We start from the raw sequence: 24,575 nt of genomic DNA on the forward strand, positions 1-24,575 counted from the left end.
GGGGCGGGCGACGGGGTCAGCCCGCCCCGGAGCCTGATCGGGTGGGTTACGCGGCGGGGTTCACACGGTGGGCGTAGACCTGCTCGATCCAGCCCGCCTTGAACGCGGCGAGGTCGTCGCGGAACCTGGCCATCGACGCACCGTAGGGCGCGACCACGCCACCGGACTGGTCCGGCACGGACTGGCAGCCGTGCACGAGCCGGCCGCCGAGCGCGGCGTGGGCCTTGATGGACTCGATCCGACGGGGCTCGTTGAACCAGCCACCGTGGTAGACCTCGTCGAGCATCCCGCCCTTCTCGTCGTCCAGGTCGAAGACGACGGAGGTGGCGGCGGGGAAGAACCAGCACGGGCCGACGTTGGAGATGTGCCCGTCCAGCTCGACCTTGTTGAGCGCCATGAGCGTGGCCGCCTCGCGGAGCATCCGCAGGTGCTCGGCGGTGATCTGCGGGAGCCCGAGGCCGGCCAGGTGCTCGTCGCGGAACAGGTACGCGTACACCTCGTACGCGGTGGCCAGCACGCGGGCCGCGTCGGACGTGGACTCGCCGTGGCGCTTGGTGAAGTCGAGCGCGAGCTGTTCGACCGCGCTCTCGGTCGTCTCGTCCACGTCCAGGAGCTGGGACTTGACCAGCTCCCAGTCGGCCACGAGCCAGGTGTTCGACTCGAAGCGGAAGAAGTACTCGGCCAGGTCGATGGTGATGCGCCGGCCGTCAACGTGGATGCCGGGCAGGCGGCTCCAGCGCGGATCGAACGCCTCGGGCAGTTCGACCGTGATGGCCGTGGTGTCGATGGTGGTCACCGTGTCTCCGTCTCTGATCGGCCGGATCCGGGCACAGGGGTGCCAGAACCCGGGGTGGACGTACGGAACTTCGGGGAGCCGCCCGGACCAAGGGGGAGCCTGGATCACGGTCGCGCCGTTCCGGGCGGCTGCTGATAAGTGAACCGTCGGTCACGCTCAGTGGGTACGGTGGTGGGCAGTTGAAGCGGTATACGCGGTTTACAGCTCCGGGGTGGAGGTGGTCGTGACGGCGCAACGAGGGGCCAACTCCCGCCTGCGGGATGCCATCGGCGCGACCGGATGCACCTACGACGCGCTCGCCAGAGAGGTCCGTCGCGTGGCCGCCGAGAACGGCGAGATGCTGCAGACCAACAAGTCGGCCGTCTCGCACTGGGTGAACGGCACCCGCACCCCATCGGGTCGGGTGGGCCAGTACCTCGCCGAAGCGCTGTCCCGCCTATCGGGGCGAACGATCACCCGGACCGAGATCGGCCTGAGCGCCGATGACGCCGAAGAGTCGGCGGAGGCCGATCCCGTCCTCGCCGTCACCGACCTGGGCCGCGCCGACGTCGAACCCCGCCGCTTCCTCGCCATCGCAGCCTTCACCACAGCCGGCGTCTCCATGCCCCTCAGCCACGACCACGAGGCCACAGCCCGCATGCTCCGCGCCCGCACTGGCACGTCGCTGGTCGGCGCGGAGGACGTGGACGTCGTACGCCAGATCACCACCGCCTTCTCCGCCGCCGACGAGCGCCTCGGCGGCGGGCACGGCCTCACCACCGTATGCGCCTACCTCGCCGACACCGCCGCCCCCATGCTGCGCGGACGCTTCCCCAGCGAAGCCTTACGGCGAGCCGCCTTCGGAGCCGTCTCCGAACTCGCCTACCTGGCCGGGTGGAAGCACCACGACCTCGGCCAGGAGGGTGCCGCCCAGCGCTACTACCAGGTCGGCTACCAACTCGCCTGCGAAGCCGACCCCCACGGCCACGCCGCCTGGATGATGCGCGCCCTCGCCCACCAAGCCCTGAGCCTCAAGCAGCCGCACCACTGCGTTGACCTGGTCGAAGGCGCACTGCGGCGGGGCCTCGGCCACGTTGACGGCCAGACGGAAGCCCTACTCCACATCACCCACGCCCGCGCTTACGCGGCCACGGCGGAGAGTTCGTCAGCCGCACGCGCCCTGCTCGCCGCCGAGGACGCCCTCTTGCGGGACGACTTCCCGCAACCCAGCTATTCCCGCGTGAGCGGCCCCGCCGCCGGCACCGTAGCCAGCCACACCGCACGCACCCTGACCGATCTCGCCGACCACATCGGCACCGAGCAGCAGCACCGCGACGCCCTGACCCGCTGGGACCCCCAGAAGTACAAGCGCGTCCACGCCCTCACCCATGCCGACCTCGGCGACAGCCTCGCAGCCCAAGCCCGCGCCGACGAAGCAGTCGCCGCCTGGACCCAAGCCCTGGTCCTCATGGAGGGCATGACCTCCGACCGGACCCGCAAGGCCATCTCCTCGATCCGCTCCACCCTCGCGGTCTACCAGCGCCGCCGCGTCCCTGGCGCGGCCGATCTCGCACGCCGAGCCCGCGAAGCCCTCGCCTAACATGCCCAACAACCCGCCCGACGAAGGGAACCCCGTGGCCCAGCAGACCAACGACCAGCCGAAGGCCCTCACGCCGGCGCTCGAATCGATGACTCTGCTGGTCGCCGCCGTCATCGTCCACGACATGGCCACCAACCGCGTCGTCCTCCTCCAGCGCAGCGAGAACGCCAAGTTCGCCCAGGGCATGTGGGACCTCCCCGTCGGCAAGAGCGAACCTGGCGAGCCCATCACCGAAACCGCAGTCCGCGAGCTCTACGAGGAGTCGGGCCTCACTGTGAAGCCCGAGTCCCTCAAGGTTGCCCACATCATCCACGGCGCCTGGGGCGTCGAGGCCCCCAACGGTTTCCTCACGGTCGTCTTCGCCGCCCACGACTGGAGCGGCGAACCCGAAAATCGCGAACCGGTCAAGCACGCCCAAGTGTGCTGGGTCGACACCGACGCCATCCCCAAGAGCTTCGTGGAGACCACCGCCAGTGCCCTCCACAGCTATCTGACGGGCGGACTCCAGGTATCGCTGGACGGCTGGAAGTAGGCGAGCCCCACCTGTCGTGCACGGTATGGCAACAAGCAAGGCCGAAGCCTCCCCTGCCGAGAGCATGGCCCGTCCCGGCGGAGACGGGGTTTTGCGGCAATTCACGTGGAACACGGCCCCACCGGCCCCGCACGCTCGGTACCGTCTGGAGTGTTCGCCACGGGGACGACCCGAACCCAACACGGACGAGGGGGGGCAAGTCGTGGAAGTGCCGCCCAGTCGCCAAATGCGTGCCCTCGGGCTCGTCCAGCAAGGCGCTGCCATCTTCTCCGGACCCGTCCGCCCGATCGGTCTGCCCACCGGACGCGACGAGGCCGAGTCACGGGCGAGACTGTGACGACCACTTACGACTGCGACATCGCCCGCCTCATCCGCCACAAGATCGACTACCTCGACAGCCTGCTGTCCACGGACCGCATGAGTGCCGGCGTCGAGTCGATCCCTGTGGAGGAATACCTCCAGACCGGCCGAGCCTGGGCCTAGAAGGGACATCTACCTGTGGAGTCTTCGGAATCGATAAGCCACGCGCGGACCGCAGGACCGGTGTCGACCAGCGTCACACGGGCAGCCATTGCTGTGTGTCGTGATGCGTTGCATTGGCGTGACGATCTACGCGCAATCTTCTATACGGCAGGCGTCCCTCGGCAGCTATACGACCGATACGATCAACTTGGCATGAGTAAAGCGAAGATCGCGCGGGCCATCTTTGACGAACTCCAGCAGCAAGGCGCATCTGGATACACCATTCAACGCAAGATCGTCGAAGAGCTTTGCCATATGCGGAAGCCGCACGCGGACGCCCCTGACCAGAAAGCTGGCGCCGAAGCTCTCGCCGAGTTGAAGCAAGTAGCACAGGAGCAAAAGGTCCTTATCGACCCGGAGCGAGCAGCAGCTACTGCCCGCCGGGTCGCCGAAAAGAGGCGCCTCCAACTACTCCAAGAACGCCAGGCCACGATCGGAGAACTGCGCCTCGACTTCTTGAAGCTCGTCCAGCCAGGTGCAAGCGAGTCTGCACAACGGCGCGGTTACGACTTGGAGAAGCTATTCGCACGGCTTTTTCGGACTTACGACCTGGACTACCGCCCGTCCTACCGCATAGCCCATGAGCAAATCGACGGCTCGTTCCACTTCCGAGGGTTTACATATATTGTCGAAGCTCGATGGCGAACCGCGCAGCCAGACCTTGGGGACCTGCTCGACTTCAAGGGAAAGGTTGACGGCAAACTCGACAGCACGCGAGGTGCTTTCGTATCCATGGCTGGCTACGACCCCGGCGTGCTAGACCACTTCGTGCACAACTCCCGAGGCAGTCGCAACAACGTCATCATGTTTACCGGGCAGGACGTATCCCAACTGTTCGAGGGCCGCATCGGCCTCGTTGATGCGCTGACCAAGAAAGTCGACGCAGCCGAGCAAGAAGGTCGAGCGCTGTGTGAACTCTGATCAGTGCCAGCGACATCCTCAGGCCCAACGAGTGACACCAGACCGACAGCCACGAGGATTACGTGAAGTCCACGTAGGCAAGACAGATCACACAAACCCGGCACCGGAAGAGGTAGGCGGTCGGCTGTCCGGCCTTGTCTAGGGAGTCGAGGAAATGGTCGATCTGATCTGGAGTCCAAACCCAGCAACTGATCTCCCGCCGAATAGTCTCCAGCGCATCCGGGTGGGCCGCGAGCTCCGTAGCCCCTGCGCGCGCCCCAGGAAGGCAGCGCCGTCGGCGCAGTGCAGCAGTCACTGCTCCTCCTGCCACCCCGTGAAGCCCAGCGTCCGCTCTGCAATGGCCATCAGTACCTCCCTGGACACGTCGTCCCCGACAACGTCACCGCAGAATTGAGCCTCATACCTCGCAGCGGCAGTTCCGTCCGCGATGCACCACGGGCACAACCGCCCGCCAAGCTGTTCTGCCGCATATACCGGACCGGTATAGACATAGCCGCGTTCACGACCGCGGCATGCGCAAGCCGCATCTGAGGCCACCACAGAGCCCGTAGCCATGGGGTCGGGGTGGTACCGGAAGTATGGAATTTCGCCTGTCACGAGCAGTGACCGTGACGACCTCCGCGAGGACGCCGTCATTCAGGTAGCCCCGCGACCGATCGTGAGTCAGCGATCCGCTCTGTCCACAGTCCGCACACAGTCCGCAGGACACCCGATTACAACCGTCACACCCCATCGCCAGCCATCAACAAAAGGCAAGGTCAGCGACCCACAGGGAAGATCCCCGCAGGTCACCGACCTACCTCATTACTAGGAGACCAAGAAGGCTTGATCTCCATCCAGGCGTTCTGACCTGCGTTTCCGCAGATCGCGTCGCCTGCCTGACCGCACCCGGTCCCCTTGGGGGTCCGGGTGCGGTCTTCTTCGCCCGGAGGCTTTCGGTGCGGTGGTGACGGGCATCCGGGCGGAGGCCAAGGACAGGTTCCTGGTCGAGGAGGTGCCCTGGGACCGGTGCCCGGAAGGCGTCAGCGTCCTGGGCGCAAGCAAGGACGGCTCCGAGAACTCGCTCAGGCGATAGTCCCCGCGCTGCCCGGCGCCGGTGCGATGACCTACCTCGGCGTCTGAGGCGTCTGAGGCGTCTGACCCCCGCCGTCCCACCGCTCCACATCCACCACCGCCGACACCGGCACCGCCCCGTACAGATGCGGGAACTCCTCCCCCGCCGGGGGCATGGCCTCGTACCGCAGCGGGGCGTCCAGCAGGGAAGGGTCGACCACCAGGACCACCAGGTCGTCCCGGTCGGGCTCGTCGCCGTACAGGAAGGCGGCGACGTCCGGGAGTTGGGCGCGGGTGGAGAAGTGGATGTAGCCGACGTCCTGGAGGGTGCGGCCTCGGGTGGCGCACTCGTAGGTGCCGTGTGCGCGGGCCGACTCCCAGAGGGCGCGTTCGGTGAGGTGGAGGATCTCGGGGTGCTGGGGCATGGAGGTCACGGTACGGGCCGAGGCGCAGCCGGGGTTGTGGCACGGGCCCGGTTTCCAGACCGGGACCCACGCGCCCAGCGTCTTGCGACGGCCGGCGATGGTGTCGACGGAGTGTCCGCAGGTGGGGCAGACGTGGGGTTCCCTGTCCATATGCCCAGGGTATGACGGGTGGGCCCCGCGCACCGTGGGGATGCGCGGGGCTCAGCGGGGCCGCAGGACCTCAGCTGCTGCGCCGGGTGACGAACTCCGCCAGCGCCAGCAGGCCGCCCGCCGTCTCCGGGGCCGGTACCGCGCGCGCCAGCTCCTGGACCGCCCGAGCCATGCGGTCCGCCGCCTCCGCCTGGGCCCAGTCGCGGCCGCCCGCCTGCTCCACGGCGACCGCCGCGCGGGCGATCCCGGAGGTGTCCCCCTCGGTGTGCGGGCGGGCGTACAGCGCGGCGAGTTCCGCTGCCGCCGGGGTGCCGGAGGTCAGCGCGGCGACCACGGGCAGGGACTTCTTGCGCATGGCGAGGTCGGCGCCGGCCGGCTTGCCCGTGCGCCTGGGGTCGCCCCATATGCCGATCACGTCGTCGATCAGCTGGAACGCCAGTCCTGCCTGCCGGCCGAAGGTGTCCAGCGCCGCCACGACCGCGTCATCCGCGCCCGCGTACAGCGCGCCCAGGGCGCAGGCGCAGCCGAGCAGGGCGCCGGTCTTCGCCTCGGCCATGGCGAGCACCTCGCCGAGCGTGACCTCGTCGGGTGCGCGGTGTTCCAGGGCCGTGTCGGTCTGCTGTCCGGCGCACAGTTCGATGACGCAGTCGGCGAGCCGGGCCACCGCCCGGCCGGAGGCCGGATGCGGGTCGTCGGCGAGCAGGCGCAGGGCCAGTGCCTGGAGGGCGTCGCCGGCGAGGATCGCGTCCGGGTCGCCGAAGACGGTCCAGGCCGTTGGGCGGTGTCTGCGGGTGGTGTCGCGGTCCATCACGTCGTCGTGCAGCAGTGTGAAGTTGTGGACCAGTTCGACCGCCGCCGCGGCGCGCACGGCGGCGGCCCGCGCCTCGCCGGCGCCCAGCGCGGAGGCAGCCGCGAGGACGAGGGCGGGCCGGATCGCTTTGCCCGCGTTGCCCGCGGCCGGGGTGCCGTCCGCGTGGCTCCAGCCGAAGTGGTAGAGCGCGACCCCGCGGAGCCGGACCGGCAACGAGTCGACAGCGGCGCGCAGTTCGGGGTCCACGACACCCCGTGTGCGCTCCAGCAGGACGACCGCCTCATGGCCCGGCCCGTCGTCCGCCGCCTGTCGTGGTCTGGGCACGGCATCCGGCGACACCGGTGCCGTCGAACGCCCTCCGGCCTTCACGACGGACTCGCTCATGGCTCCCCCTCACGAACTCCGGCGACGGCGGGGCCGCCGCCCCGGCGGCAGCGACCGCCGGGGCGGAACACGGCCGTACGCGGGGACGGGATCACCGCCACCGGCCGATCTCCACGTTCTCCAGCACGCCGAGCGCGTCCGGCACCAGCACGGCGGCCGAGTAGTAGGCGGTCACCAGGTAGTTGATGACGGCCTGCTCATTGATACCCATGAAGCGGACGGACAGGCTGGGCTCGATCTCGTCCGGCAGCCCGGACTGCCGCAGGCCGATGACGCCCTGGTCGGCCTCGCCGGTGCGCAGTGCGATGATCGAGGTCGTACGGGCCTCGCTGACCGGGATCTTGTTGCACGGGTAGATCGGCACCCCGCGCCAGGTGGGGATGCGATTGCCGCCCACGTCGATGGTCTCCGGGACCAGTCCGCGCTTGTTCAGCTCGCGCCCGATCGCCGCGACGGCACGGGGGTGGGCGAGCAGGAACTTGGTGCCACGGCGGCGGCTGAGCAGCTCGTCCAGGTCGTCCGGGCCGGGGACGCCGTCGTGCGGCTGGAGGCGCTGGTCGTACTCGCAGGCGTGCAGCAGGCCGAACTCGCGGTTGTTGACCAGCTCGTGTTCCTGGCGCTCCTTCAGCGCCTCGACCGTGAGCCGCAGCTGCTGCTCGGTCTGGTTCATCGGCTGGTTGTACAGGTCGGCCACGCGGGAGTGGATGCGCAGCACGGTCTGGGCGATGCTGAGTTCGTACTCGCGCGGACGCGCCTCGTAGTCGACGAAGGTGTGCGGGATGTCGGGCTCGCCGGAGTGGCCTGCCGCCAGCTCGACCTCCTTCTCGCCGTACTTGTTGGTGCGCTGGTCCGGGAGCGCGCGCAGCCGGCCGAGGTGTTCGGTGAGGGAGTCGGAGCGCTCGGCGACCTGTTCGAAGTCCGAGCGGCTGAGGACGAGCACCACGCACGCGGTGGCGGCGCGGGCGGTGTACTCCCAGATGGCGTCGGGGTCGAGCAATGCCTGTTCGCCGAAGTAGGCGCCGTCGGCAAGGACTTCGAGGACCGCGTCGTCGCCGTACGGGCCCGTGCCGACCTTCTCGACGCGGCCGTGGGCGAGCAGGTACACCTTCTCGGTGCGGGTGCCGAAGGAACTGATGACGTCACCTGCGGCGATCTCCCGCTGGCGGCAGCGCCGGGCCAGTTCGGTGAGCACCTCCTCGTCGTCGTACGAGCGCAGCGCGGGCAGCTCGCCCAGCTCGGCGGGGATGACCTCGACCTGGTCCCCGGTCTTCACGAAGGTGATGCGGCCGTCCCCCACGGCATACGTCAGCCGCCGGTTCACCCGGTACGTGCCGCCCTGGACGTCCACCCAGGGCAGGTTGCGCAGCAGCCAGCGGGAGCTGATCTCCTGCATCTGGGGTGCGGACTTGGTCGTGGTGGCCAGGTTCCGCGCGGCCGCAGTACCGAGGGACTGCTGCGCCTTGCCCTCTTCCGTGCGGACCTCTTCGCCTACCGACATAAGGAATTGCCCTCCCGTAAATGCCCGAGCCGGATCTCGCCGGGCATCGATCTCACGGCTGAGCCTTTCATCACGGAGTGTGCTCGCACCATTACACGAAAGAGCGGGAATGGATCATCGGACCACTGGGCAGACAAGGCGACCCCGTCACCTCCCGTAGACACCCATCCCGCCACATTCCCGGCCGAAAAGTGGCCGGATCGGCTCGCACAGCTGGCGAACGATGTTCCCGGACCACTCCACATCGGTACAAGCAGCGTGACGGGTGCACCGCCACCGGCGGCCGGCCCGCGACAACCGAACTTCCCGAACGGTACGAAGGAGGCGGTCATGTCCCCACCCATGTCCGCGAGCGGTTTTCTGGGCGCGCTCAAGGCGGAGGGCCTGAAGGTCGTGGAGGTCGCCGGCTGGCGCGTCCACAACCGCAACCACACGGGTCCCTGGGGCCCGGTCCACGGCGTCATGATCCACCACACGGTGACCAGCGGCGGCGCCCGCACCGTGGAGCTGTGCCGCGAGGGCTACGAGGAGCTTCCCGGCCCGCTCTGCCACGGCGTGATCACCAAGGACGGCAAGGTCCACCTGGTCGGCTACGGCCGCGCCAACCACGCCGGGCTCGGCGACGACGAGGTGCTGCGCGCGGTCATCGCGGAGAAGGGCCTGCCGCCCGACAACGAGTCCAACACCGACGGCAACCGGTACTTCTACGGCTTCGAGTGCGAGAACCTCGGTGACGGCGAGGACCCCTGGCCCGAGGCCCAGCTGGAGGCCATCGTGCGGGCCGCCGCCGCGATCTGCCGCCACCACGGCTGGACGGAGCACTCGGTCATCGGCCACCGCGAATGGCAGCCGGGCAAGGTGGACCCGCGGGGCTTCACCATGGCCTCGCTGCGGTCGCGGGTCAAGGAGCGGCTGAAGGGATAGCCGCGCGCGGGCGGGGCACACACCCGCGAGCGCGCGGGGTACACCCGCGAGCGGCACCCGCGCGCGAGGGGACAATGAGCGCATGACCAGCGCCGACCCGCTCGCCCCGGCACTCCCCTCGCCCCTCACGGAAGTACGGGACAACCGTTTCTCCCGGCACGGCGTGCGACTGCTGCTCAAGCGGGACGATCTGATCCACCCGGAGCTGATCGGCAACAAGTGGCGCAAGCTCATGCCGAACATCGAGGCGGCGCGGGGCCGGGCGCTGGTCACCTTCGGTGGCGCGTACTCCAACCATCTGCGCGCCACCGCGGCCGCCGGGCGGCTGCTCGGGCTGCCCACGGTCGGCGTGGTGCGCGGCGACGAACTGGCCAGCCGCCCGCTGAACCCGTCGCTGGCCAGGTGCGCGGCCGACGGCATGCGGCTGCACTTCACGGACCGGGCTGCCTACCGGCGCAAGAACGAGCCGGAGACCCTGGCCGCACTCCTCGGCGCGGCCCGCGCGGAGGGCGCGTACGTCGTCCCGGAGGGCGGCAGCAACGCCTTGGCGGTGCGCGGCTGTGTGGCGCTGGGCGAGGAGCTGCGGGACCGCGCGGAGGCCGTCGCGGTGGCCTGCGGCACCGGTGGCACGCTCGCCGGACTGGCCGCCGGACTCGCGCCCGGACAGCGCGCGCTGGGGGTGTCCGTACTCAAGGGCGGCTTCCTCGCGGCCGAGGTGCGCGCGCTCCAGGAGCGGGCCTTCGGCGCGCGCACGGGCGACTGGTCGCTGGAGGACCGCTTCCACTTCGGCGGCTATGCCCGTACGACCGGGGAGCTGGACTCGTTCGCGGCCGACTTCGAGGACCGGCACCAGGTGCCCGTGGAGCGGCTCTACGTCGCCAGGTTGCTGTTCGCGCTCACCGCGCTGGCCGGGGAAGGCGCCTTCCCGCGCGGGACCGCGGTGGCCGCGGTGATCACCGGACGGCCCTTCCCGGACAGCACGTTTCAGGCCACTTCGCGGCACCCGGCTCGGGCAGCGTCGCAGTGAGCGGTTCCGATCACGTCGCGGCACGCCGCTCAGGTCACCTCCCGGTACGCGGCCGCCTCCTCCAGGTCGAGCCGGCGCAGCAGGGTGCGGAGCATCTCGTCGTCGATGTAGCGGTGGTCGCGCAGGCGTACGAAGACATCGCGTTCGGCGCTGATCATGTTGCGGGACAGCCGCCGGTAGGTGTCGTCCACGGACTCGCCGGTGACGGGGTTGGCCTGGCCCAGGCGTTCCCAGACGGCGTCGCGGCGGCGGGCCATCACCGCGCGCAGCCGGTCGGCGAGCGGTGCGGGCAGGGCGTTGCGTTCGTCGGCGAGGAGTTCGTCGAGCCGGTTCTCGGCCGCGCGGGACGCCTGGGCCTGGGCGTTGGCCTCGGCGAGGGTGTCCGCGCGCGGGTCGCGGGGCGGGAAGCGCAGGGCGCGGATCAGCGGGGGCAGGCTCAGGCCCTGGATGACCAGGGTGCCGATGACGGTGGTGAAGGTCAGGAAGAGGATCAGGTTGCGCTGCGGGAAGGGGTGGCCGCCGTGCACGGTGAGCGGGATGGAGAAGGCGATGGCGAGGGAGACCACGCCGCGCATCCCGGCCCAGCCCGTGACCAGCGCGCCCCGCCAGGTGGGATTGTCCTCCCGCTCCCGGATACGGGCGGAGAGCAGACGGGGCAGGAAGGCGGCCGGGTAGACCCAGGCGATCCGGGCGAGGACGACGACCATGAAGAGGATCACGGCGTAGACGACGGCCCGCGTGCCGTCGTTCGCGCCGAGCCCCTCGACGACGACGCGCAACTGGAGGCCGATCAGGGCGAAGACGGCGGACTCCAGCACGAAGGCGACCATCTTCCACACCGCCTCCTCCTGGAGCCGGGTGGCGAAGTCGACCTCCCACGCGCGGTGGCCCAGGTAGAGCGCGACGACCACGACCGCGAGCACCCCGGAGGCGTGGAACTGCTCGGCGACGCTGTAGGCGACGAACGGGATGAGCAGCGACAGGGTGTTCTGGAGCAGGGGCTCGCGCAGATGGGTGCGCAGCCAGTGCAGCGGTGCCATCAGGACGAGGCCGACGCCGACACCGCCGACCGCGGCGATCAGGAACTCGAGCAGCCCGCCCGCCCAGGTGGCGCCCTCCCCGATGGCGGCGGCGAGGGCGACCTTGTACGCGGTGATGGCGGTGGCGTCGTTCAGCAGGGACTCGCCCTGCAGGATCGTGGTGATCCGGGACGGCAGCCCGAGCCGGCGGGCGACCGCGGTGGCGGCGACGGCGTCGGGCGGTGCCACCACCGCGCCCAGCACCAGCGCGGCGGTCAGCGGCAGGCCGGGGACGATCAGATGCGCCACCCAGCCGACCGCGACGGTGGCGAAGAGGACGTAGCCGACCGACAGCAGCGCCACCGGCCGCACCTGGGCGCGCAGGCCGAGGTAGGAGCTGTCGCTGGCCGAGGTGTACAGCAGCGGGGGCAGCAGCAGCGGCAGCACGACCTCGGGGTCGAGGGTGTAGTCCGGCACGCCCGGCAGGTAGGAGGCGGCGAGGCCGACGCCGACCAGCAGCAGCGGCGCGGGTACGGGCCCGCGCCGTGCCGCGCCCGCGACGGCGGCGCTCCCCGCGATCAGCAGCAGGAGCGGCATCACGTCCATGTCCTCGTCCACCCTCGTTCTCCGCGCGGCCGTCCGCGCTCCCGACGTAATCTGGCAATCATGAAACAGTGCACGCACCTCCACGCGCTGCCGCTCCCTGAACCCGGCCCGCTGAGCGAGACGTGCCTGGAGTGTCTCGCGGAGGGAACCGACCCGGTGCAGCTCCGGCTCTGCCTCACCTGCGGCCATGTCGCCTGCTGCGACTCCTCGCCGAACCGGCACGCGACGAGGCACCACGCGGACTCGGGTCACCCGGTGATGCGGACGTTCGAACCAGGAGACGACTGGCGGTGGTGTTTCGTGGACCACGTACTCGTGTGAGAGTGGACGGCACAGCGGCGGGCGGCGCGGCCGCCACGTCCGGTGATTCGACAGCCCGGTGCCTGGGTACGTCAACCCGGCGCGCGCTCTTCCCATTTGAATCCGCCCAACCCCCTAGACACGGAGCGTATACGGAGCTTTACTGTGAGTAACGCCAGGGGGCCGGGGGCGCGGGGACAGGAACGTTCCGGGCGCGATAGCGTCACCGCGGAACCACGTACGCGTTACGCCGGGGGCGATCCTCGGCCCCGTGAAGCTTGTACCACCATGGAGGTGAGGGTGTCCCAGATCGCAGGCGAGCCCACGGCGAACCAGGACTTCGTGGAAGTCCGGCTTCCGGCCGCGGGTGCCTACCTGTCGGTGCTGCGGACGGCCACGGCCGGTCTGGCGGCCCGCTTGGACTTCACCCTGGACGAGATCGAGGATCTGCGCATCGCGGTCGACGAAGCCTGCGCGATCCTGCTCCAGCAGGCCGTGCCGGGCTCCGTGCTCAGCTGCGTCTTCCGGCTCGTCGACGACTCGCTGGAGGTCACGGTGTCGGCTCCGACCACCGACGGCCACGCCCCGTCGCGCGACACGTTCGCCTGGACCGTGCTGTCGGCCCTGGCGGGCAAGGTGTCGTCCGCCGTCGACGAGGACCGGACCGTGTCGATCAGCCTCTACAAACAGCGCGGCGCGGGCCCCGGCCCGGCGTGAGGAACGGGGACGGTCCGGTGCGGGACGAAGAGCGCGGCGCGCGAGAACTGCCGACCGGAAAGGCCGAGAGCCTGCGGGCGGCCCCCCAGGACGGCTCCCGGCACACGGCCGACGGCCCAGACGGCATCGACGGCATCCCCGAGCAGGCCAGACCCCACCCGGAGGACGACTCCGCCGAGGTCGGCGGCGAGGGTGCCGTGCGGAGCGCGCCCCCGGTGGAGCGCGGCGGGGACGGTACCGCCGACCGCGCGGGGGCGAGGGCGCGGGGAAGGGCTACGGGCGGGACGATGAGCGAGCACGAGCGATACGCCGAGGGCACCGCACCGGGCGCGGAGACCGTGCGGGCGGCACAGCACGACCCCCACGACCGCAGCGGGGCGCGGGCGCTCTTCGTGGAGCTGCGGGGCCTAGAGGACGGCAGCCCGGAGTACGCGGAGCTGCGCAACCGGCTGGTCCGCATGCATCTGCCGCTCGTCGAGCATCTGGCGCGCCGCTTCCGCAATCGCGGCGAGCCGCTGGACGACCTCACCCAGGTCGCCACGATCGGGCTGATCAAGTCCGTGGACCGGTTCGACCCCGAGCGGGGCGTGGAGTTCTCCACGTACGCCACGCCCACGGTCGTCGGCGAGATCAAGCGGCACTTCCGCGACAAGGGCTGGGCGGTGCGGGTGCCGCGCCGGCTCCAGGAGCTGCGGCTCTCGCTGACCACGGCGACGGCCGAGCTGTCCCAGCTGCACGGCCGCTCCCCCACGGTGCACGAGCTGGCCGAGAAGCTGGCCATCTCCGAGGAGGAGGTGCTGGAGGGGCTGGAGTCGGCCAACGCATACTCCACACTGTCGCTCGACGTCCCCGACACCGACGACGAGTCCCCGGCGGTCGCCGACACCCTCGGCGCGGAGGACGAGGCGCTGGAGGGGGTGGAGTACCGGGAGTCGCTCAAGCCGCTGCTGGAGGATCTCCCGCCGCGCGAGAAACGCATCCTGCTGCTGCGGTTCTTCGGGAACATGACCCAGTCGCAGATCGCGCAGGAGGTCGGCATCTCGCAGATGCACGTCTCCCGGCTGCTGGCCCGCACACTGGCCCAGCTGCGGGAGAAGCTCCTGGTGGAGGAGTAGCCGCCTGCCCCCGCCGCCCTCGCCCCCCGGTCAGGCGTTATTCGGCGCGGCCCGGCCCGGTGATCCCGAGGGCGCGGGTCGTGGCCGGGCTGACCAGCAGCACCAGCGCGGCCACGGCGACGACCGCGAGGCAGATGCCCGCCGGGATGGCGACGCTGTCGGCCTGGACCAGGTTGTAGGCGACCGGCAGCGCGAGGATCTGGGTGATCACGGCGGGGCCCCGGCTCCAGCGGCGCTTCAGCCACAGTCCGCGCGCGGCGAGCAGCGGCAGCAACGCGAGCACGAGCAGGGTGATCCCGCCCGTGACGGCCTGCTGCCGGTCGTCGCCGCCGCCGGTGAGACCGAGCACGAGGACGTACATACCCGCGACGACAAGAGCGATCCCCTCCAGCGCGGCCAGCGCGGCGGCGTACACGAGGCGGCGCGGGCGCTCGCCGGCCCCGGTGGTGCCGGTGGTCTCCGGGGCGGGGGTCTGCTCACTGCTCACAAGAGAAGGGTAGCTCCGCGCCCGGAACGGCCCGGAGGGTGCGTGTCGAGGCTCACGCCCCTCGGCCCGACCGATCCTCGACTCTCCCTGGGTTCGATACCCCCCAGTAGGTACGCTGCCATACATGCGTGCACTTCTCGTGGTCAATCCGGCGGCAACCACCACAAGCGCCCGCAGACGTGACGTACTGATCCACGCGCTCGCCAGCGAGATGAAGCTGGACGTCGTCCACACCGAGTACCGCGGTCACGCACGTGATCTGGGGCGGTCGGCTGCGGAGAGTGACGACGTGGAGATGGTGGTGGCCCTGGGCGGCGACGGCACCGTGAACGAGGTGGTCAACGGCCTGCTGTACGCCGGCCCCGACCTGGAGCGGCTGCCCGGCCTCGCGGTGGTACCCGGCGGTTCGACCAATGTCTTCGCCCGTGCGCTGGGCCTGCCCAACGATCCCGTCGAGGCCACCGGCGCCCTGCTGGACGCACTGCGCGAGCGCCGGGAACGCGTGGTCGGCCTCGGCCTGACCTCGGGCACGCCGGGCACGCCGGACGAGGCGGTGCCGGAGCGCTGGTTCACTTTCAACGCCGGACTCGGCTTCGACGCCGGAGTTGTGGGCAGGGTGGAAAGGGAACGGGAGCGCGGCAAGAAGTCGACGCACGCGCTCTATGTCCGCCAAGTAGCAAGGCAGTTCATGGGTGAACCGAATCGCAGACACGGCACCATCAGCCTGGAACGACCGGGTGCGGAACCGGTGTCCGACCTCGCCGTGGCCATAGTCTCGAACACGTCGCCCTGGACCTACCTCGGCAATCGCCCGATGTACACATCACCTAAGGCGTCGTTCGACAAAGGCATCGACGTGCTCGGGCTGAAGCGGCTTTCCACGGCTGCGGTTGCCCGGTATGCGACCCAGTTGCTCACTTCGTCCCCCGAGCGCGGACCCCACGGGAGACACGCTGTCTCGCTGCACGACCTGGACCGGTTCACCTTGCATTCGAAGGCGCCTCTGCCCCTTCAGATGGACGGTGACCACCTGGGGCTGAGAACGAGCGTGACGTTCACAGGCGTTCGCCGTGCACTGCGTGTGATTGTGTGAGCGGAAGGGGCCAAAGCCCTTTCACTCGAACGTTTAGGCCACCGTCCACCCCATGGAAGTACGGCTGTGACCTAGTCGACACCGAGGAATCAAAAAAAATCTTCCTGAAGGGGTTGTATCCGTCGCCGAGGTTTGCAAGTCTCTACATGGCGATCGGGACGGCCCGCGACATCGGCTTCCAGTGGTCGCCAAATCCCTCTTCACAACAAAGGACCACTCCGGGGAGACCCGGTGATCGGCCCTTCACTTGTTGAGGGATTCGTGAAAGCGTTCACATTCACAAGCAATCTGCAGGTAATACCAAGGAGAGGTAGCAGCCATGGACTGGCGTCACAACGCCGTTTGCCGCGAGGAAGACCCCGAGCTGTTCTTCCCCATCGGCAACACCGGTCCCGCGCTGCTGCAGATCGAGGAAGCCAAGGCCGTCTGCCGTCGCTGCCCGGTGATCGAGCAGTGTCTGCAGTGGGCGCTCGAGTCCGGTCAGGACTCCGGCGTCTGGGGTGGTCTGAGCGAGGACGAGCGTCGCGCGATGAAGCGTCGCGCCGCTCGCAACCGTGCTCGCCAGGCTTCTGCCTGACGAGTCACCCCTGCTGACAGCCTGAGCTTGGCGGCGCGTGGGCCCTGCGGAACTCCCGTACCGGGCACCACGCTTCTCCCGCCCCGAGCCGCAGCGCGCAGTACCCCCGATGCTTTCCCCAGGTCCCGGCCTCGCCGGACCCGGGGGGCTCCGCCCCGGCGGAGCAGCTCAGCAACGAGCACCAGCCTCGGACCATCACTGGTCCGGGGCTTTTCGCTGATCCGCGCCGGTCTCTCAGCGCGTCACTTCTGCGGGCGCGCCGGGATGTCCAGGACGACCTGGGTGCCGCGCTCCGGCGCCGGCACCATGTCGAAGGTGCCTCCCAACTCGCCCTCGACCAGGGTCCGGACGATCTGCAGGCCGAGGTTGCCCGCGGTCTGCGGATCGAAGCCCTCGGGCAGCCCGACCCCGTCGTCCTCGACGGTGACGAGCAGCCTCCCCTCCTTGGTGGTGCCGCCCCGGACCGCCGAGACCTCGACCGTGCCGGTGTCGCCCTCGCGGAAGCCGTGCTCAAGGGCGTTCTGCAGCACCTCGGTCAGCACCATGGACAGCGGCGTGGCGACCTCGGCGTCCAGCCAGCCGAAGCGGCCGCTGCGCCGGGCGGTCACCTTGCCCGGCGAGATCTCCGCGACCATCGCCAGCACCCGGTCGGCGATGTCGTCGAACTCCACCCGCTCGTCCAGGTTCTGAGACAGCGTCTCGTGCACGATGGCGATGGAGCCGACCCGGCGCACGGCCTCCTCCAGCGCCTCCCGGCCGCGCTCGGAGCCGATGCGGCGGGCCTGGAGCCTGAGCAGGGCGGCGACCGTCTGGAGGTTGTTCTTCACCCGGTGGTGGATCTCACGGATGGTGGCGTCCTTGGTGATCAACTCACGTTCACGGCGCCGGAGTTCGGTGACGTCCCGGCAGAGCACCAGGGAACCGATGCGCGTGCCCTTGGGCTTGAGCGGGATGGAGCGGAACTGGATGACGCCGTCATTGGCCTCGATCTCGAACTCGCGGGGGGCGTAGCCGCTGGCCGCCTTGGCGAGCGCCTCGTCCACCGGGCCCCGCGTCGGGGCGAGTTCGGCGGTGGTGCGGCCGAGGTGCTGGCCGACCAGATCGGCGGCGAGACCGAGGCGGTGGTAGGCGGAGAGCGCGTTCGGGGAGGCGTACTGGACGATGCCGTCGGCGTCCACCCGGATCAGGCCGTCGCCCGCGCGCGGGGAGGCGTCCATGTCGACCTGCTGGTCGGGGAAGGGGAAGGAGCCGGCCGCGATCATCTGCGCGAGGTCCGAGGCGCTCTGGAGGTAGGTGAGTTCCAGCCGGCTAGGGGTGCGCACGGTCAGCAGGTTGGTGTTGCGGGCGATCACCCCGAGGACGCGGCCCTCCCGCCGGACCGGGATGGACTCGACCCGTACCGGGACCTCTTCGCGCCATTCCGGGTCGCCCTCCCGGACGATCCGGCCCTCGTCCAGCGCCGCGTCCAGCATGGGGCGGCGACCGCGCGGGACGAGGTGGCCGACCATGTCGTCCTGGTAGGAGGTCGGGCCGGTGTTGGGGCGCATCTGGGCGACCGAGACGTACCGGGTGCCGTCGCTGGTGGGGACCCACAGGACGAGGTCGGCGAAGGAGAGGTCGGAGAGCAGCTGCCACTCAGAGACCAGCAGATGGAGCCACTCGAGGTCGGTGTCCCCGAGGGCGGTGTGCTGGCGGACGAGTTCGTTCATGGAGGGCACGCTGCGAGCGTACCGGGGGCACGTCACGGGCCCGGAGGACACCCGCGGGCCGCGGCGCCTGAGAGGGACCCTCAGCCCTCCCCGCGCCGCAGCCCGGAGCATCATCGGCCGTGGGGTGTGCGGTCCCGGTCGGCCGAAGGCCGAGGAGCCGGAGCAGTCAGGGCAGAGAGCGCCGGTTCCTCGATCCGCCTTCCTGTGCGGGGAAGGCGGAGGCTTGTCAGCTTGTCGTCCTGCGTGGAGCCTCTCCCGCATTCTGGACTAGACCACGCGGGCGTGTCCATGGTCCGGAGAGCCCGGACCCGTGGGCGGCGGGGCCGCGCCATACCGAAAGCCTAGCCCGGCGGGCGGGCACGCGGGGGTCGTCGGCCTGGCGATTTCCACCACGTACGGCGGAGGCCACTCTGCTAGATTGGTCTAAACCACAGGGCCGACGTTCCCCCGGTCCCCAGCGACCGTCGGCCCTCTTCCAGATCGGCAGGCCCAGCGTGGAAGTTGTCATCGTCCCGGACGCCGCAGCGGGCGGCGAACTGGTGGCCGAGGCCATGGCCCGGCTGCTGCGGCGCAAGCCCGAAGCCCTGCTCGGAGTGGCCACCGGCTCCACCCCGCTGCCGGTCTACCGGGCCCTGGCGGCCAAGGTGCGCTCCGGCGCGGCGGACATCCGCCGGGCCAGGATCGCGCAGCTCGACGAGTACGTGGGGCTGCCCGCCGACCACCCCGAGTCCTACCGCTCGGTGCTGCGCCGCGAGGTGCTGGAGCCGCTCGGCATCGGCATGGCCGCGTTCATGGGCCCGGACGGCACGGCCGCCGACGTCCTTGCGGCGTGCGAGGAGTACGACCGGGCGCTCACCTCGGCCGGCGGCGTGGACCTCCAGCTCCTCGGCATCGGCACGGACGGGCACATCGGGTTCAACGAGCCGTGCTCCTCGCTCGCCTCGCGGACCCGGATCAAGACGCTGACCGAGCAGACCCGGATCGACAACGCCCGCTTCTTCGACGGCGACATCGGCCAGGTCCCGCACCATGTGATCACCCAGGGCATCGGCACCATCCTGGAGGCCCGCCACCTGGTGCTGCTCGCCACCGGAGAGGGCAAGGCGGACGCGCTCGCAGCCACCGTCGAGGGCCCGGTCGCGGCGGTCTGTCCCGCCTCCGCCCTCCAGCTCCACCCGCACGCCACGGTGGTCGCAGACGAGGCGGCCGCCTCCAAGCTGAAGCTGGCGGACTACTTCCGCCACACCTACGCCCACAAGCCGGACTGGCAGGGCCTGTAGGCGGGGAGGGCAGGGCCTGCGGACGGAGGGGCAGGGCCTGTGGACGAGGGGCAAGGCCCGCGGAAACGCCTCCGTCCCCGTGGGCGCACCACGGGGACGGAGTGCGGGCTCACGCACCCGCGATGACCTCCGCAGCCGCCCGGCCGCAGACGCGGGCCGCGCCGTGGGTGGCGAGGTGGAGATGCCCGCGCGGCGGGGACTGCGGCACGCCCATCTCGACGACCACCGTGTCCGGGCGGGCCGCGAGGAGCGTGGTCAGGGCCCTGGCCATCCAGGGGTGCCGGTGTTCGTCCCGGACCACCGCGACCACCCGGCGCTCCCCCGCGGCAACGAGGGCGTCGGAGCCGGCCGAGTCACCGGTGAAGCTCCCCGTCAGCGTGCCCGGCAGCAGCGAGGACAGCTCGGCTGCCACGCCCCAGGGAGTCTCGTCGCCCACCGCGATGTTGGCGACGGGGGTGAAGGCGGCGACGTAGGGCGCCTCGGTGAGCGGGGTGAAGGACTCGCCGCCGGTCACCGCCAGGGCCCGGCGGGCGGCGCGCAGTCCGGCCCCGGGGTCGGGGGCGGTGTCCCCGGCGGTGCCGTTCGTGGTCCAGGCGGCGAGTTCACGCACCCGGCGGGCCGCGTCCGCGAGGCGTTCCTCGGGGAGTTCGCCGGAGCGTACGGCGGTCACCAGGGCGTCGCGCAGCCGCCGTACCGTCTCGTCGTCGGCGAGACCGCCGCCCACGCAGATCGCGTCGGCGCCGGCCGCGACGGCCAGGACGCTGCCCCGCTCGATGCCGTAGGTGCCGGAGACGGCGCGCATCTCCATGCCGTCGGTGACGATCAGGCCCTGGTAGCCGAGTTCGCCGCGCAGCAGGTCGGTGAGGGCCGGCCGGGAGAGGGTCGCGGGGCGGTCCGGGTCCAGGGCGGGGACCAGGATGTGGGCACTCATCACGGCGCGGGTGCCCGCCGCGAGGGCGGCACGGAAAGGCGCGAGTTCGCGGGTCTGGAGCACCTCGGCGGGTACGTCGATGCGGGGCAGCGCGTGGTGGGAGTCGACGGCGGTGTCGCCGTGGCCGGGGAAGTGCTTGGTGCAGGCCGCGACCCCGGCTGACTGGAGGCCGCTGACGTAGGCGGCGGTGTGCCGGGCGACCAGGTCGGTGTCGGCGCCGAAGGAGCGGACGCCGATGACCGGGTTGCCGGGGTTGGAGTTGACGTCGGCGGACGGCGCCCAGTTGAGGTGGACCCCGCAGGCGGCGAGGCGGCGGCCGAGTTCGCGGGCGACGGCGTGGGTCAGCTCCAGGTCGTCGACCGCGCCGAGGGCGTGGTTCCCGGGGAAGGAGGAGCCGGTACGGGCCTCCAGGCGGGTGACGTCGCCGCCCTCCTCGTCCATGGCCACCAGCACATCGGGCCGCTCGGTACGCAACTGTGCGGTGAGAGCGGCCAGTTGGTCGGGCGAGACGATGTTGCGGCCGAACAGGCCGACCGAGGCGAGGCCCTCGCCGAGCCGGCGCAGCAGCCAGTCGGGGGCGGTGGTGCCGGTGAAGCCGGGCTGGAGGACGGTGAGCGCGTCGCGCGTCAGGGTGTCCGTACCGCGGGCGATTGTCGTCATCGGGTGGCGTTATCCCTTCACGGCGCCCGCGGTCAGCCCCGCGGCCATCTTGCGCTGGACGAGGAGGAACAGCACGACGATCGGCACGGCCATCATGGTGGCGCCGGCCATCATCGGGGCGTATTCGGTGCCGTGCTTGGTGGTGAAGTTGCCGAGCCAGACGGTGGCCGTCTGGTTCTCCTGGCTGAGCAGCATCAGGGCGTAGAGGTACTCGTTCCACGCCTGGATGAAGCCGTAGACGGAGGTGGCGACCATGCCGGGGGCGAGCAGCGGGAAGACCACGCGGACGAAGGCGCCGGTGCGGGAGCAGCCGTCGACCATGGCCGCCTCCTCCAGCTCGCGCGGGATGTTGACGATGAAGCCGCGCAGGGTCCACACCGTGAACGGCAGGATGAACGTCAGATAGGTGATGATCAGCCCGGTCAGCTTGTCGTACTGATGCAGGTCGTTCAGCAGCAGGAAGACCGGGATGATCATGGCGACGAGCGGGACCATCTGCACCGCGAGAATGCCGACGATCACGATCTTCCGGCCCCGGAAGGCGAACCGGGAGATGGCGAGCGCGGCGAGCATGCCGACGACGACGCCGATGAGGACGACGGACAGCGAGACGATCAGGCTGCGGCCGACCGGGCCCCAGAAGTCGGCGATGTCGAAGGCCCGGCGGAAGTTGTCCAGGGTGAAACCGGTGGGCAACAGGCTGGGGTCGGGGTCGATGGCGTCCTTGGCCGGCTTGATCGCGGTGTCGAGCATCCAGTAGACGGGGAAGCCCGCGGTGGCGACGACGAGGAGGCCGAGGACGTTCCAGCCGGCCCTGGCGGTCCGGCGGGCGGGGGAAGCCGTGCTGGTCACTCGACCTCTCCGATCTTGAGCATCTGGCGCATGTAGACGGCGACGACGCCGAGCAGCAGCACCACGGTGATGAGGGCGATGGCGGAGCCCTGGGCGTAGTCGTTGACCACGAAGGCGCGGTCGTAGGAGTAGGTGGTGAGGAGCTGGAACTGGGCCTCGGGGTGGCCGTTGCGCATCACGAAGACCTGCGGGAAGACACCCATGTCCCAGATGACGGAGAGGGTCGTCAGCATGACGATCACCGGTTTGAGCACGGGCAGGGTGACGTACCGGAAGACGCCCCAGGAACCGGCGCCGTCCAGCCGGGCGGCCTCCTCCAGCTCGGCGGGGACCTGGGTGAGTCCGGCGCTGAGGGTGATGACCACGAAGGGCACCGCGCCCCAGACCACCAGCAGCATGATCACCGCGAGCCCCTGGGTTCCGTCGGCGAACCAGTTGTGGCCGATCAGGTCGACGCCGGGCAGCTTGCTGACGAGGGCGTTGAGGATGCCGTAGTCGGCGTCGAAGAGCCACTTGAAGACGGTGGTGGCGACGATGACGGGCATGCCCCAGCTGGCCACCAGCGCGATGTTGACGAGGGTCTTCACCCAGCCGGAGACCCGCTGGAGCAGCAGGGCGATCAGCATGCCGAGGACCATCGTGCCGACGACCGCGCCGCCGGCGAAGACGGCGGTGCGCAGGACGACCTGCCAGAAGTCGCCGTCGCCGAGCACCTTGGTGAAGTTGCCGAAACCCGCCGACTCCGGCTCCTTGAACCCCCACAGCTGGGACTGGCCGAACGTCTGGAACGACAGGGTGACCAGCCGGACCAGGGGGTAGCCCATGACACCGGCGAGGATCAGCAGACAGGGCGCGAGCAGCAGCCAGGGGGTGGCGGCGGTGCCCCTGGCGGAGCCGGGTCGGGGCCGCCGGGGCGCGGGGCCGGGTGGCGGCGCCTGCCGCGGCGGCGGCACCTTGGCAGGCGTGGTCGTGTCTGCGGCACTCATCGCGCTCCTCGGCGATCCCTGAAGTCCGGTGCAGGCGGTACGGCGGGCGCCGCGCGGGCCGGTGAGCCCGCGCGGCGCACCCGGGTCACTTGGTGTTGATGACCTTGTCGATCGCGGCGTCCGCCTCCTTGGCGGCGTCCTGCACCGACTTCTTGCCGGTGCCGATCTGCTGGAGCATGGTCTGCAGGACCTGCGCCTTCTCCACCTGGCCCCAGCCGGGGGCCATCGGCACGAACCAGTTGGACTCGGCCGCGGTGGCCGGCACGGCGGTCGCCGGGTCGTTCTTCAGGGTGGCGAGGTCGGTCTTGTTGTTGGGCAGGTTGCCCTTGGCGATCAGACCCTTCTGGCCCTCGGGACCGGTGAAGGCGTTGATCCACTCGGCGGCGACGTCCTGGTTGTGGGACTTCACCGGCACGGCGAGGTCCGAACCGCCCAGGAACACCGGCATGTTCTTGCCGGACGGACCGGGCATCACGAAGTTCTCGAGGTTGTCCTTGAGCTTGCCGGTCTTGTCGTTCTTCGGGTCGGCGGAGGTGGCGCCCTCCCAGGCCGCGCCGAAGATCATGGCCGACTTGCCCTGGCCGTAGACGAGGTAACGGTCGGACTCGTCCTTGGTCTTGTCGCCGTGCATGTACTTGTCGACGACCTGCTTGAAGGCGGTGAGGCCCTTGACCGACTCCGGTGAGGAGAGGGACGCCTTCCACTGGCCGCCCTCCTGCTTGGCGATGGCGCCGCCCGCGTCGTAGACGAAGGACACGGCCGCGTACCAGTCACGGGTGGGCTGGTACCAGGCGTTGAACTTGCCCCCCTCCTTCTTCTGGATCTTGTCCAGCGCGGAGGTCAGCTCGGCGTAGGTCTTCGGCGGGGTCTTGACGCCGACCGAAGCGGCCACGTCCTTGCGCCAGTTGGCGACGCGGCCACCGGCGTAGTACGGCACGCCGTAGGTCTTGCCGTCGTAGCCGACCGACGCCTTCAGGCCGTCGAGCCAGGCGTCCGAGCCCTCGAACTTGCCGGGCTCCAGGGGGGCGAAGGCGCCCTTCACCATGTAGCCGAGCATCTCGGTGTTGCCCATCTCGACCACGTCGGGGGCCTTGTCGGTGGCGAGGACGGCGTCCAGCTTGGTGTTCTTGTCCGGCCAGCCGTAGTACTCGTGCTTGATCTTCAGGCCCGGGTGCTTCTTCACCACGGCGGCGTCGGCGGCCTTGACCAGGTTCGGCCAGTTGTTCTGCGCGTCGACGGTCAGCCAGACGGTCAGCGCGTCGTTGTCGCCCCCCTTGCCCTTGCCGTCGTCGCTGCCGCACGCGGCGATGGAGACGATCATGCCCGCGACGCCGATCGCGGCTATCAGTCTGCGCTTCACGCCATCCTCCTCAGGGATGCCCACAACCCCCCTGCCTCCCCGCGGCGTCACACTTGCGCGTCGTACCGCCCTCGGAGCCGGGACTGGACCAATGGTGTAGACCAGCACCGGGAGCTTGGCCCAGACCAAATGGGCTGTCAAGGGTGTTCAGGTGGGGCGCGGGCGTCCGTGACGCGACCGAGATATGCAGGGACCTTTCATTGCGCAACCGACAGATCGGACGGCCCAGTTCCGGTGGACCACTGACCCGCACCGCACGGG

26 protein-coding genes are annotated in these 24,575 nt (G+C 70.2%); 13 read left to right on the plus strand and 13 right to left on the minus strand.

All coding sequences use genetic code 11. The annotated features are described in order from the left end of the window. Window positions 1-46: 46 nt before the first annotated feature. The gene (locus ACFWN1_RS13815) at window positions 47-796 is read right to left on the minus strand and encodes a hypothetical protein (RefSeq protein WP_384360920.1); all 750 of its coding nucleotides are present in this window, start codon (window positions 794-796) and stop codon (window positions 47-49) included. A gap of 223 nt (window positions 797-1,019) precedes the next feature. Between ACFWN1_RS13815 and ACFWN1_RS13820 the strand changes: the two genes are divergently transcribed. The 4 genes from ACFWN1_RS13820 (at window position 1,020) to ACFWN1_RS13835 (ending at window position 4,350) form a co-directional block, all read left to right on the plus strand. Continuing rightward, window positions 1,020-2,375, plus strand: coding sequence for a tetratricopeptide repeat protein (locus ACFWN1_RS13820; protein ID WP_384360922.1), 1,356 nt, complete (start codon window positions 1,020-1,022; stop codon window positions 2,373-2,375). Window position 2,376: 1 nt separating this feature from the next. Continuing rightward, complete coding sequence (locus ACFWN1_RS13825) at window positions 2,377-2,907, plus strand: NUDIX domain-containing protein (RefSeq protein WP_384360924.1); 531 nt, start codon at window positions 2,377-2,379, stop codon at window positions 2,905-2,907. 333 nt (window positions 2,908-3,240) lie between these two features. Then, window positions 3,241-3,390 carry a hypothetical protein gene (locus ACFWN1_RS13830; protein ID WP_384360926.1) on the plus strand — a complete coding sequence of 50 codons (150 nt, stop codon included), beginning with the start codon at window positions 3,241-3,243 and terminating at the stop codon, window positions 3,388-3,390. 192 nt (window positions 3,391-3,582) lie between these two features. Further along, window positions 3,583-4,350: a hypothetical protein gene (locus tag ACFWN1_RS13835; protein ID WP_384360929.1), complete on the plus strand. Its 768-nt coding sequence runs from the start codon at window positions 3,583-3,585 to the stop codon at window positions 4,348-4,350. Window positions 4,351-4,408: 58 nt separating this feature from the next. Here ACFWN1_RS13835 and ACFWN1_RS13840 read toward each other — a convergent pair whose 3' ends face one another. Beyond that, complete coding sequence (locus tag ACFWN1_RS13840; RefSeq protein WP_384360932.1) at window positions 4,409-4,660, minus strand: CbrC family protein; 252 nt, start codon at window positions 4,658-4,660, stop codon at window positions 4,409-4,411. Next, a complete protein-coding gene (locus ACFWN1_RS13845; protein ID WP_384360935.1) occupies window positions 4,642-4,986 on the minus strand; it encodes a CbrC family protein in 345 nt (114 codons plus the stop codon). The genes ACFWN1_RS13840 and ACFWN1_RS13845 overlap by 19 nt, the downstream gene beginning before the upstream one ends. Before the next feature lie 310 nt (window positions 4,987-5,296). On the opposite strand from ACFWN1_RS13845, the gene ACFWN1_RS13850 reads away from it, so the two are divergent. After that, window positions 5,297-5,425, plus strand: a complete 129-nt coding sequence (locus ACFWN1_RS13850) for a hypothetical protein (RefSeq protein ID WP_384360937.1) — start codon at window positions 5,297-5,299, stop codon at window positions 5,423-5,425. A gap of 31 nt (window positions 5,426-5,456) precedes the next feature. Here the strand turns inward: ACFWN1_RS13850 and ACFWN1_RS13855 are convergent, their stop codons facing one another. From ACFWN1_RS13855 to ACFWN1_RS13865, 3 genes are all read right to left on the minus strand, one after another. Next, window positions 5,457-5,828 (minus strand): DUF952 domain-containing protein, encoded by a 372-nt coding sequence (locus tag ACFWN1_RS13855; protein ID WP_384361008.1) that lies wholly within the window; start codon window positions 5,826-5,828, stop codon window positions 5,457-5,459. A gap of 220 nt (window positions 5,829-6,048) precedes the next feature. Next, a complete protein-coding gene (locus ACFWN1_RS13860) occupies window positions 6,049-7,173 on the minus strand; it encodes a family 2 encapsulin nanocompartment cargo protein polyprenyl transferase (RefSeq protein WP_384360940.1) in 1,125 nt (374 codons plus the stop codon). A 91-nt stretch (window positions 7,174-7,264) separates the two neighbouring features. Continuing rightward, window positions 7,265-8,671 carry a family 2B encapsulin nanocompartment shell protein gene (locus ACFWN1_RS13865; protein WP_384360944.1) on the minus strand — a complete coding sequence of 469 codons (1,407 nt, stop codon included), beginning with the start codon at window positions 8,669-8,671 and terminating at the stop codon, window positions 7,265-7,267. A 330-nt stretch (window positions 8,672-9,001) separates the two neighbouring features. Between ACFWN1_RS13865 and ACFWN1_RS13870 the strand changes: the two genes are divergently transcribed. Together ACFWN1_RS13870 and ACFWN1_RS13875 are read left to right on the plus strand one after the other, a co-directional pair. Next, entirely contained in the window at window positions 9,002-9,595 is a 594-nt protein-coding gene (locus ACFWN1_RS13870; RefSeq protein WP_384360947.1) for an N-acetylmuramoyl-L-alanine amidase, read from the plus strand. 82 nt (window positions 9,596-9,677) lie between these two features. After that, window positions 9,678-10,622: a 1-aminocyclopropane-1-carboxylate deaminase/D-cysteine desulfhydrase gene (locus ACFWN1_RS13875; protein ID WP_384360950.1), complete on the plus strand. Its 945-nt coding sequence runs from the start codon at window positions 9,678-9,680 to the stop codon at window positions 10,620-10,622. 29 nt (window positions 10,623-10,651) lie between these two features. Here ACFWN1_RS13875 and ACFWN1_RS13880 read toward each other — a convergent pair whose 3' ends face one another. Beyond that, entirely contained in the window at window positions 10,652-12,247 is a 1,596-nt protein-coding gene (locus ACFWN1_RS13880; RefSeq protein ID WP_384361011.1) for a Na+/H+ antiporter, read from the minus strand. A 60-nt stretch (window positions 12,248-12,307) separates the two neighbouring features. Here ACFWN1_RS13880 and ACFWN1_RS13885 point away from each other — a divergent pair, with 60 nt between their 5' ends. The 3 genes from ACFWN1_RS13885 to ACFWN1_RS13895 all read left to right on the plus strand — a co-directional run bounded on the left by ACFWN1_RS13885 (window position 12,308) and on the right by ACFWN1_RS13895 (window position 14,379). Next, window positions 12,308-12,568 (plus strand): UBP-type zinc finger domain-containing protein, encoded by a 261-nt coding sequence (locus ACFWN1_RS13885; RefSeq protein WP_384360953.1) that lies wholly within the window; start codon window positions 12,308-12,310, stop codon window positions 12,566-12,568. Window positions 12,569-12,847: 279 nt separating this feature from the next. After that, window positions 12,848-13,264: an anti-sigma regulatory factor gene (locus tag ACFWN1_RS13890; RefSeq protein ID WP_018544439.1), complete on the plus strand. Its 417-nt coding sequence runs from the start codon at window positions 12,848-12,850 to the stop codon at window positions 13,262-13,264. A 17-nt stretch (window positions 13,265-13,281) separates the two neighbouring features. Continuing rightward, window positions 13,282-14,379: an RNA polymerase sigma factor SigF gene (locus ACFWN1_RS13895; protein WP_384360957.1), complete on the plus strand. Its 1,098-nt coding sequence runs from the start codon at window positions 13,282-13,284 to the stop codon at window positions 14,377-14,379. A 37-nt stretch (window positions 14,380-14,416) separates the two neighbouring features. Here ACFWN1_RS13895 and ACFWN1_RS13900 read toward each other — a convergent pair whose 3' ends face one another. Then, window positions 14,417-14,866, minus strand: coding sequence for a hypothetical protein (locus ACFWN1_RS13900; protein ID WP_384360960.1), 450 nt, complete (start codon window positions 14,864-14,866; stop codon window positions 14,417-14,419). Between the two features lie 124 nt (window positions 14,867-14,990). On the opposite strand from ACFWN1_RS13900, the gene ACFWN1_RS13905 reads away from it, so the two are divergent. Then, on the plus strand, window positions 14,991-15,959 hold the full coding sequence (locus ACFWN1_RS13905) for a diacylglycerol/lipid kinase family protein (RefSeq protein ID WP_384360963.1): 969 nt from the start codon (window positions 14,991-14,993) through the stop codon (window positions 15,957-15,959). A gap of 319 nt (window positions 15,960-16,278) precedes the next feature. Beyond that, on the plus strand, window positions 16,279-16,536 hold the full coding sequence (locus ACFWN1_RS13910) for a WhiB family transcriptional regulator (protein WP_003992873.1): 258 nt from the start codon (window positions 16,279-16,281) through the stop codon (window positions 16,534-16,536). Between the two features lie 242 nt (window positions 16,537-16,778). Here ACFWN1_RS13910 and ACFWN1_RS13915 read toward each other — a convergent pair whose 3' ends face one another. After that, window positions 16,779-18,254, minus strand: a complete 1,476-nt coding sequence (locus ACFWN1_RS13915) for a sensor histidine kinase (RefSeq protein WP_384360966.1) — start codon at window positions 18,252-18,254, stop codon at window positions 16,779-16,781. A 485-nt stretch (window positions 18,255-18,739) separates the two neighbouring features. On the opposite strand from ACFWN1_RS13915, the gene nagB reads away from it, so the two are divergent. Further along, complete coding sequence (gene nagB / locus ACFWN1_RS13920; protein ID WP_384360969.1) at window positions 18,740-19,525, plus strand: glucosamine-6-phosphate deaminase; 786 nt, start codon at window positions 18,740-18,742, stop codon at window positions 19,523-19,525. A 109-nt stretch (window positions 19,526-19,634) separates the two neighbouring features. Here nagB and ACFWN1_RS13925 read toward each other — a convergent pair whose 3' ends face one another. The 4 genes from ACFWN1_RS13925 to ACFWN1_RS13940 form a co-directional block, all read right to left on the minus strand. Further along, a complete protein-coding gene (locus ACFWN1_RS13925; protein WP_384360972.1) occupies window positions 19,635-21,116 on the minus strand; it encodes a glycoside hydrolase family 3 protein in 1,482 nt (493 codons plus the stop codon). Between the two features lie 9 nt (window positions 21,117-21,125). Beyond that, window positions 21,126-21,968: a carbohydrate ABC transporter permease gene (locus ACFWN1_RS13930; RefSeq protein WP_384360975.1), complete on the minus strand. Its 843-nt coding sequence runs from the start codon at window positions 21,966-21,968 to the stop codon at window positions 21,126-21,128. Further along, a complete protein-coding gene (locus ACFWN1_RS13935) occupies window positions 21,965-22,954 on the minus strand; it encodes a carbohydrate ABC transporter permease (RefSeq protein WP_384360978.1) in 990 nt (329 codons plus the stop codon). Before ACFWN1_RS13935 ends, ACFWN1_RS13930 begins: the two co-directional genes overlap by 4 nt. 85 nt (window positions 22,955-23,039) lie before the next feature. Continuing rightward, window positions 23,040-24,314 (minus strand): extracellular solute-binding protein, encoded by a 1,275-nt coding sequence (locus ACFWN1_RS13940; protein ID WP_384360981.1) that lies wholly within the window; start codon window positions 24,312-24,314, stop codon window positions 23,040-23,042. Window positions 24,315-24,575 lie beyond the last annotated feature (261 nt).

It is taken from the genome of Streptomyces sp. NPDC058459, from assembly GCF_042721685.1.
Taxonomy (GTDB): Bacteria; Actinomycetota; Actinomycetes; order Streptomycetales; family Streptomycetaceae; genus Streptomyces.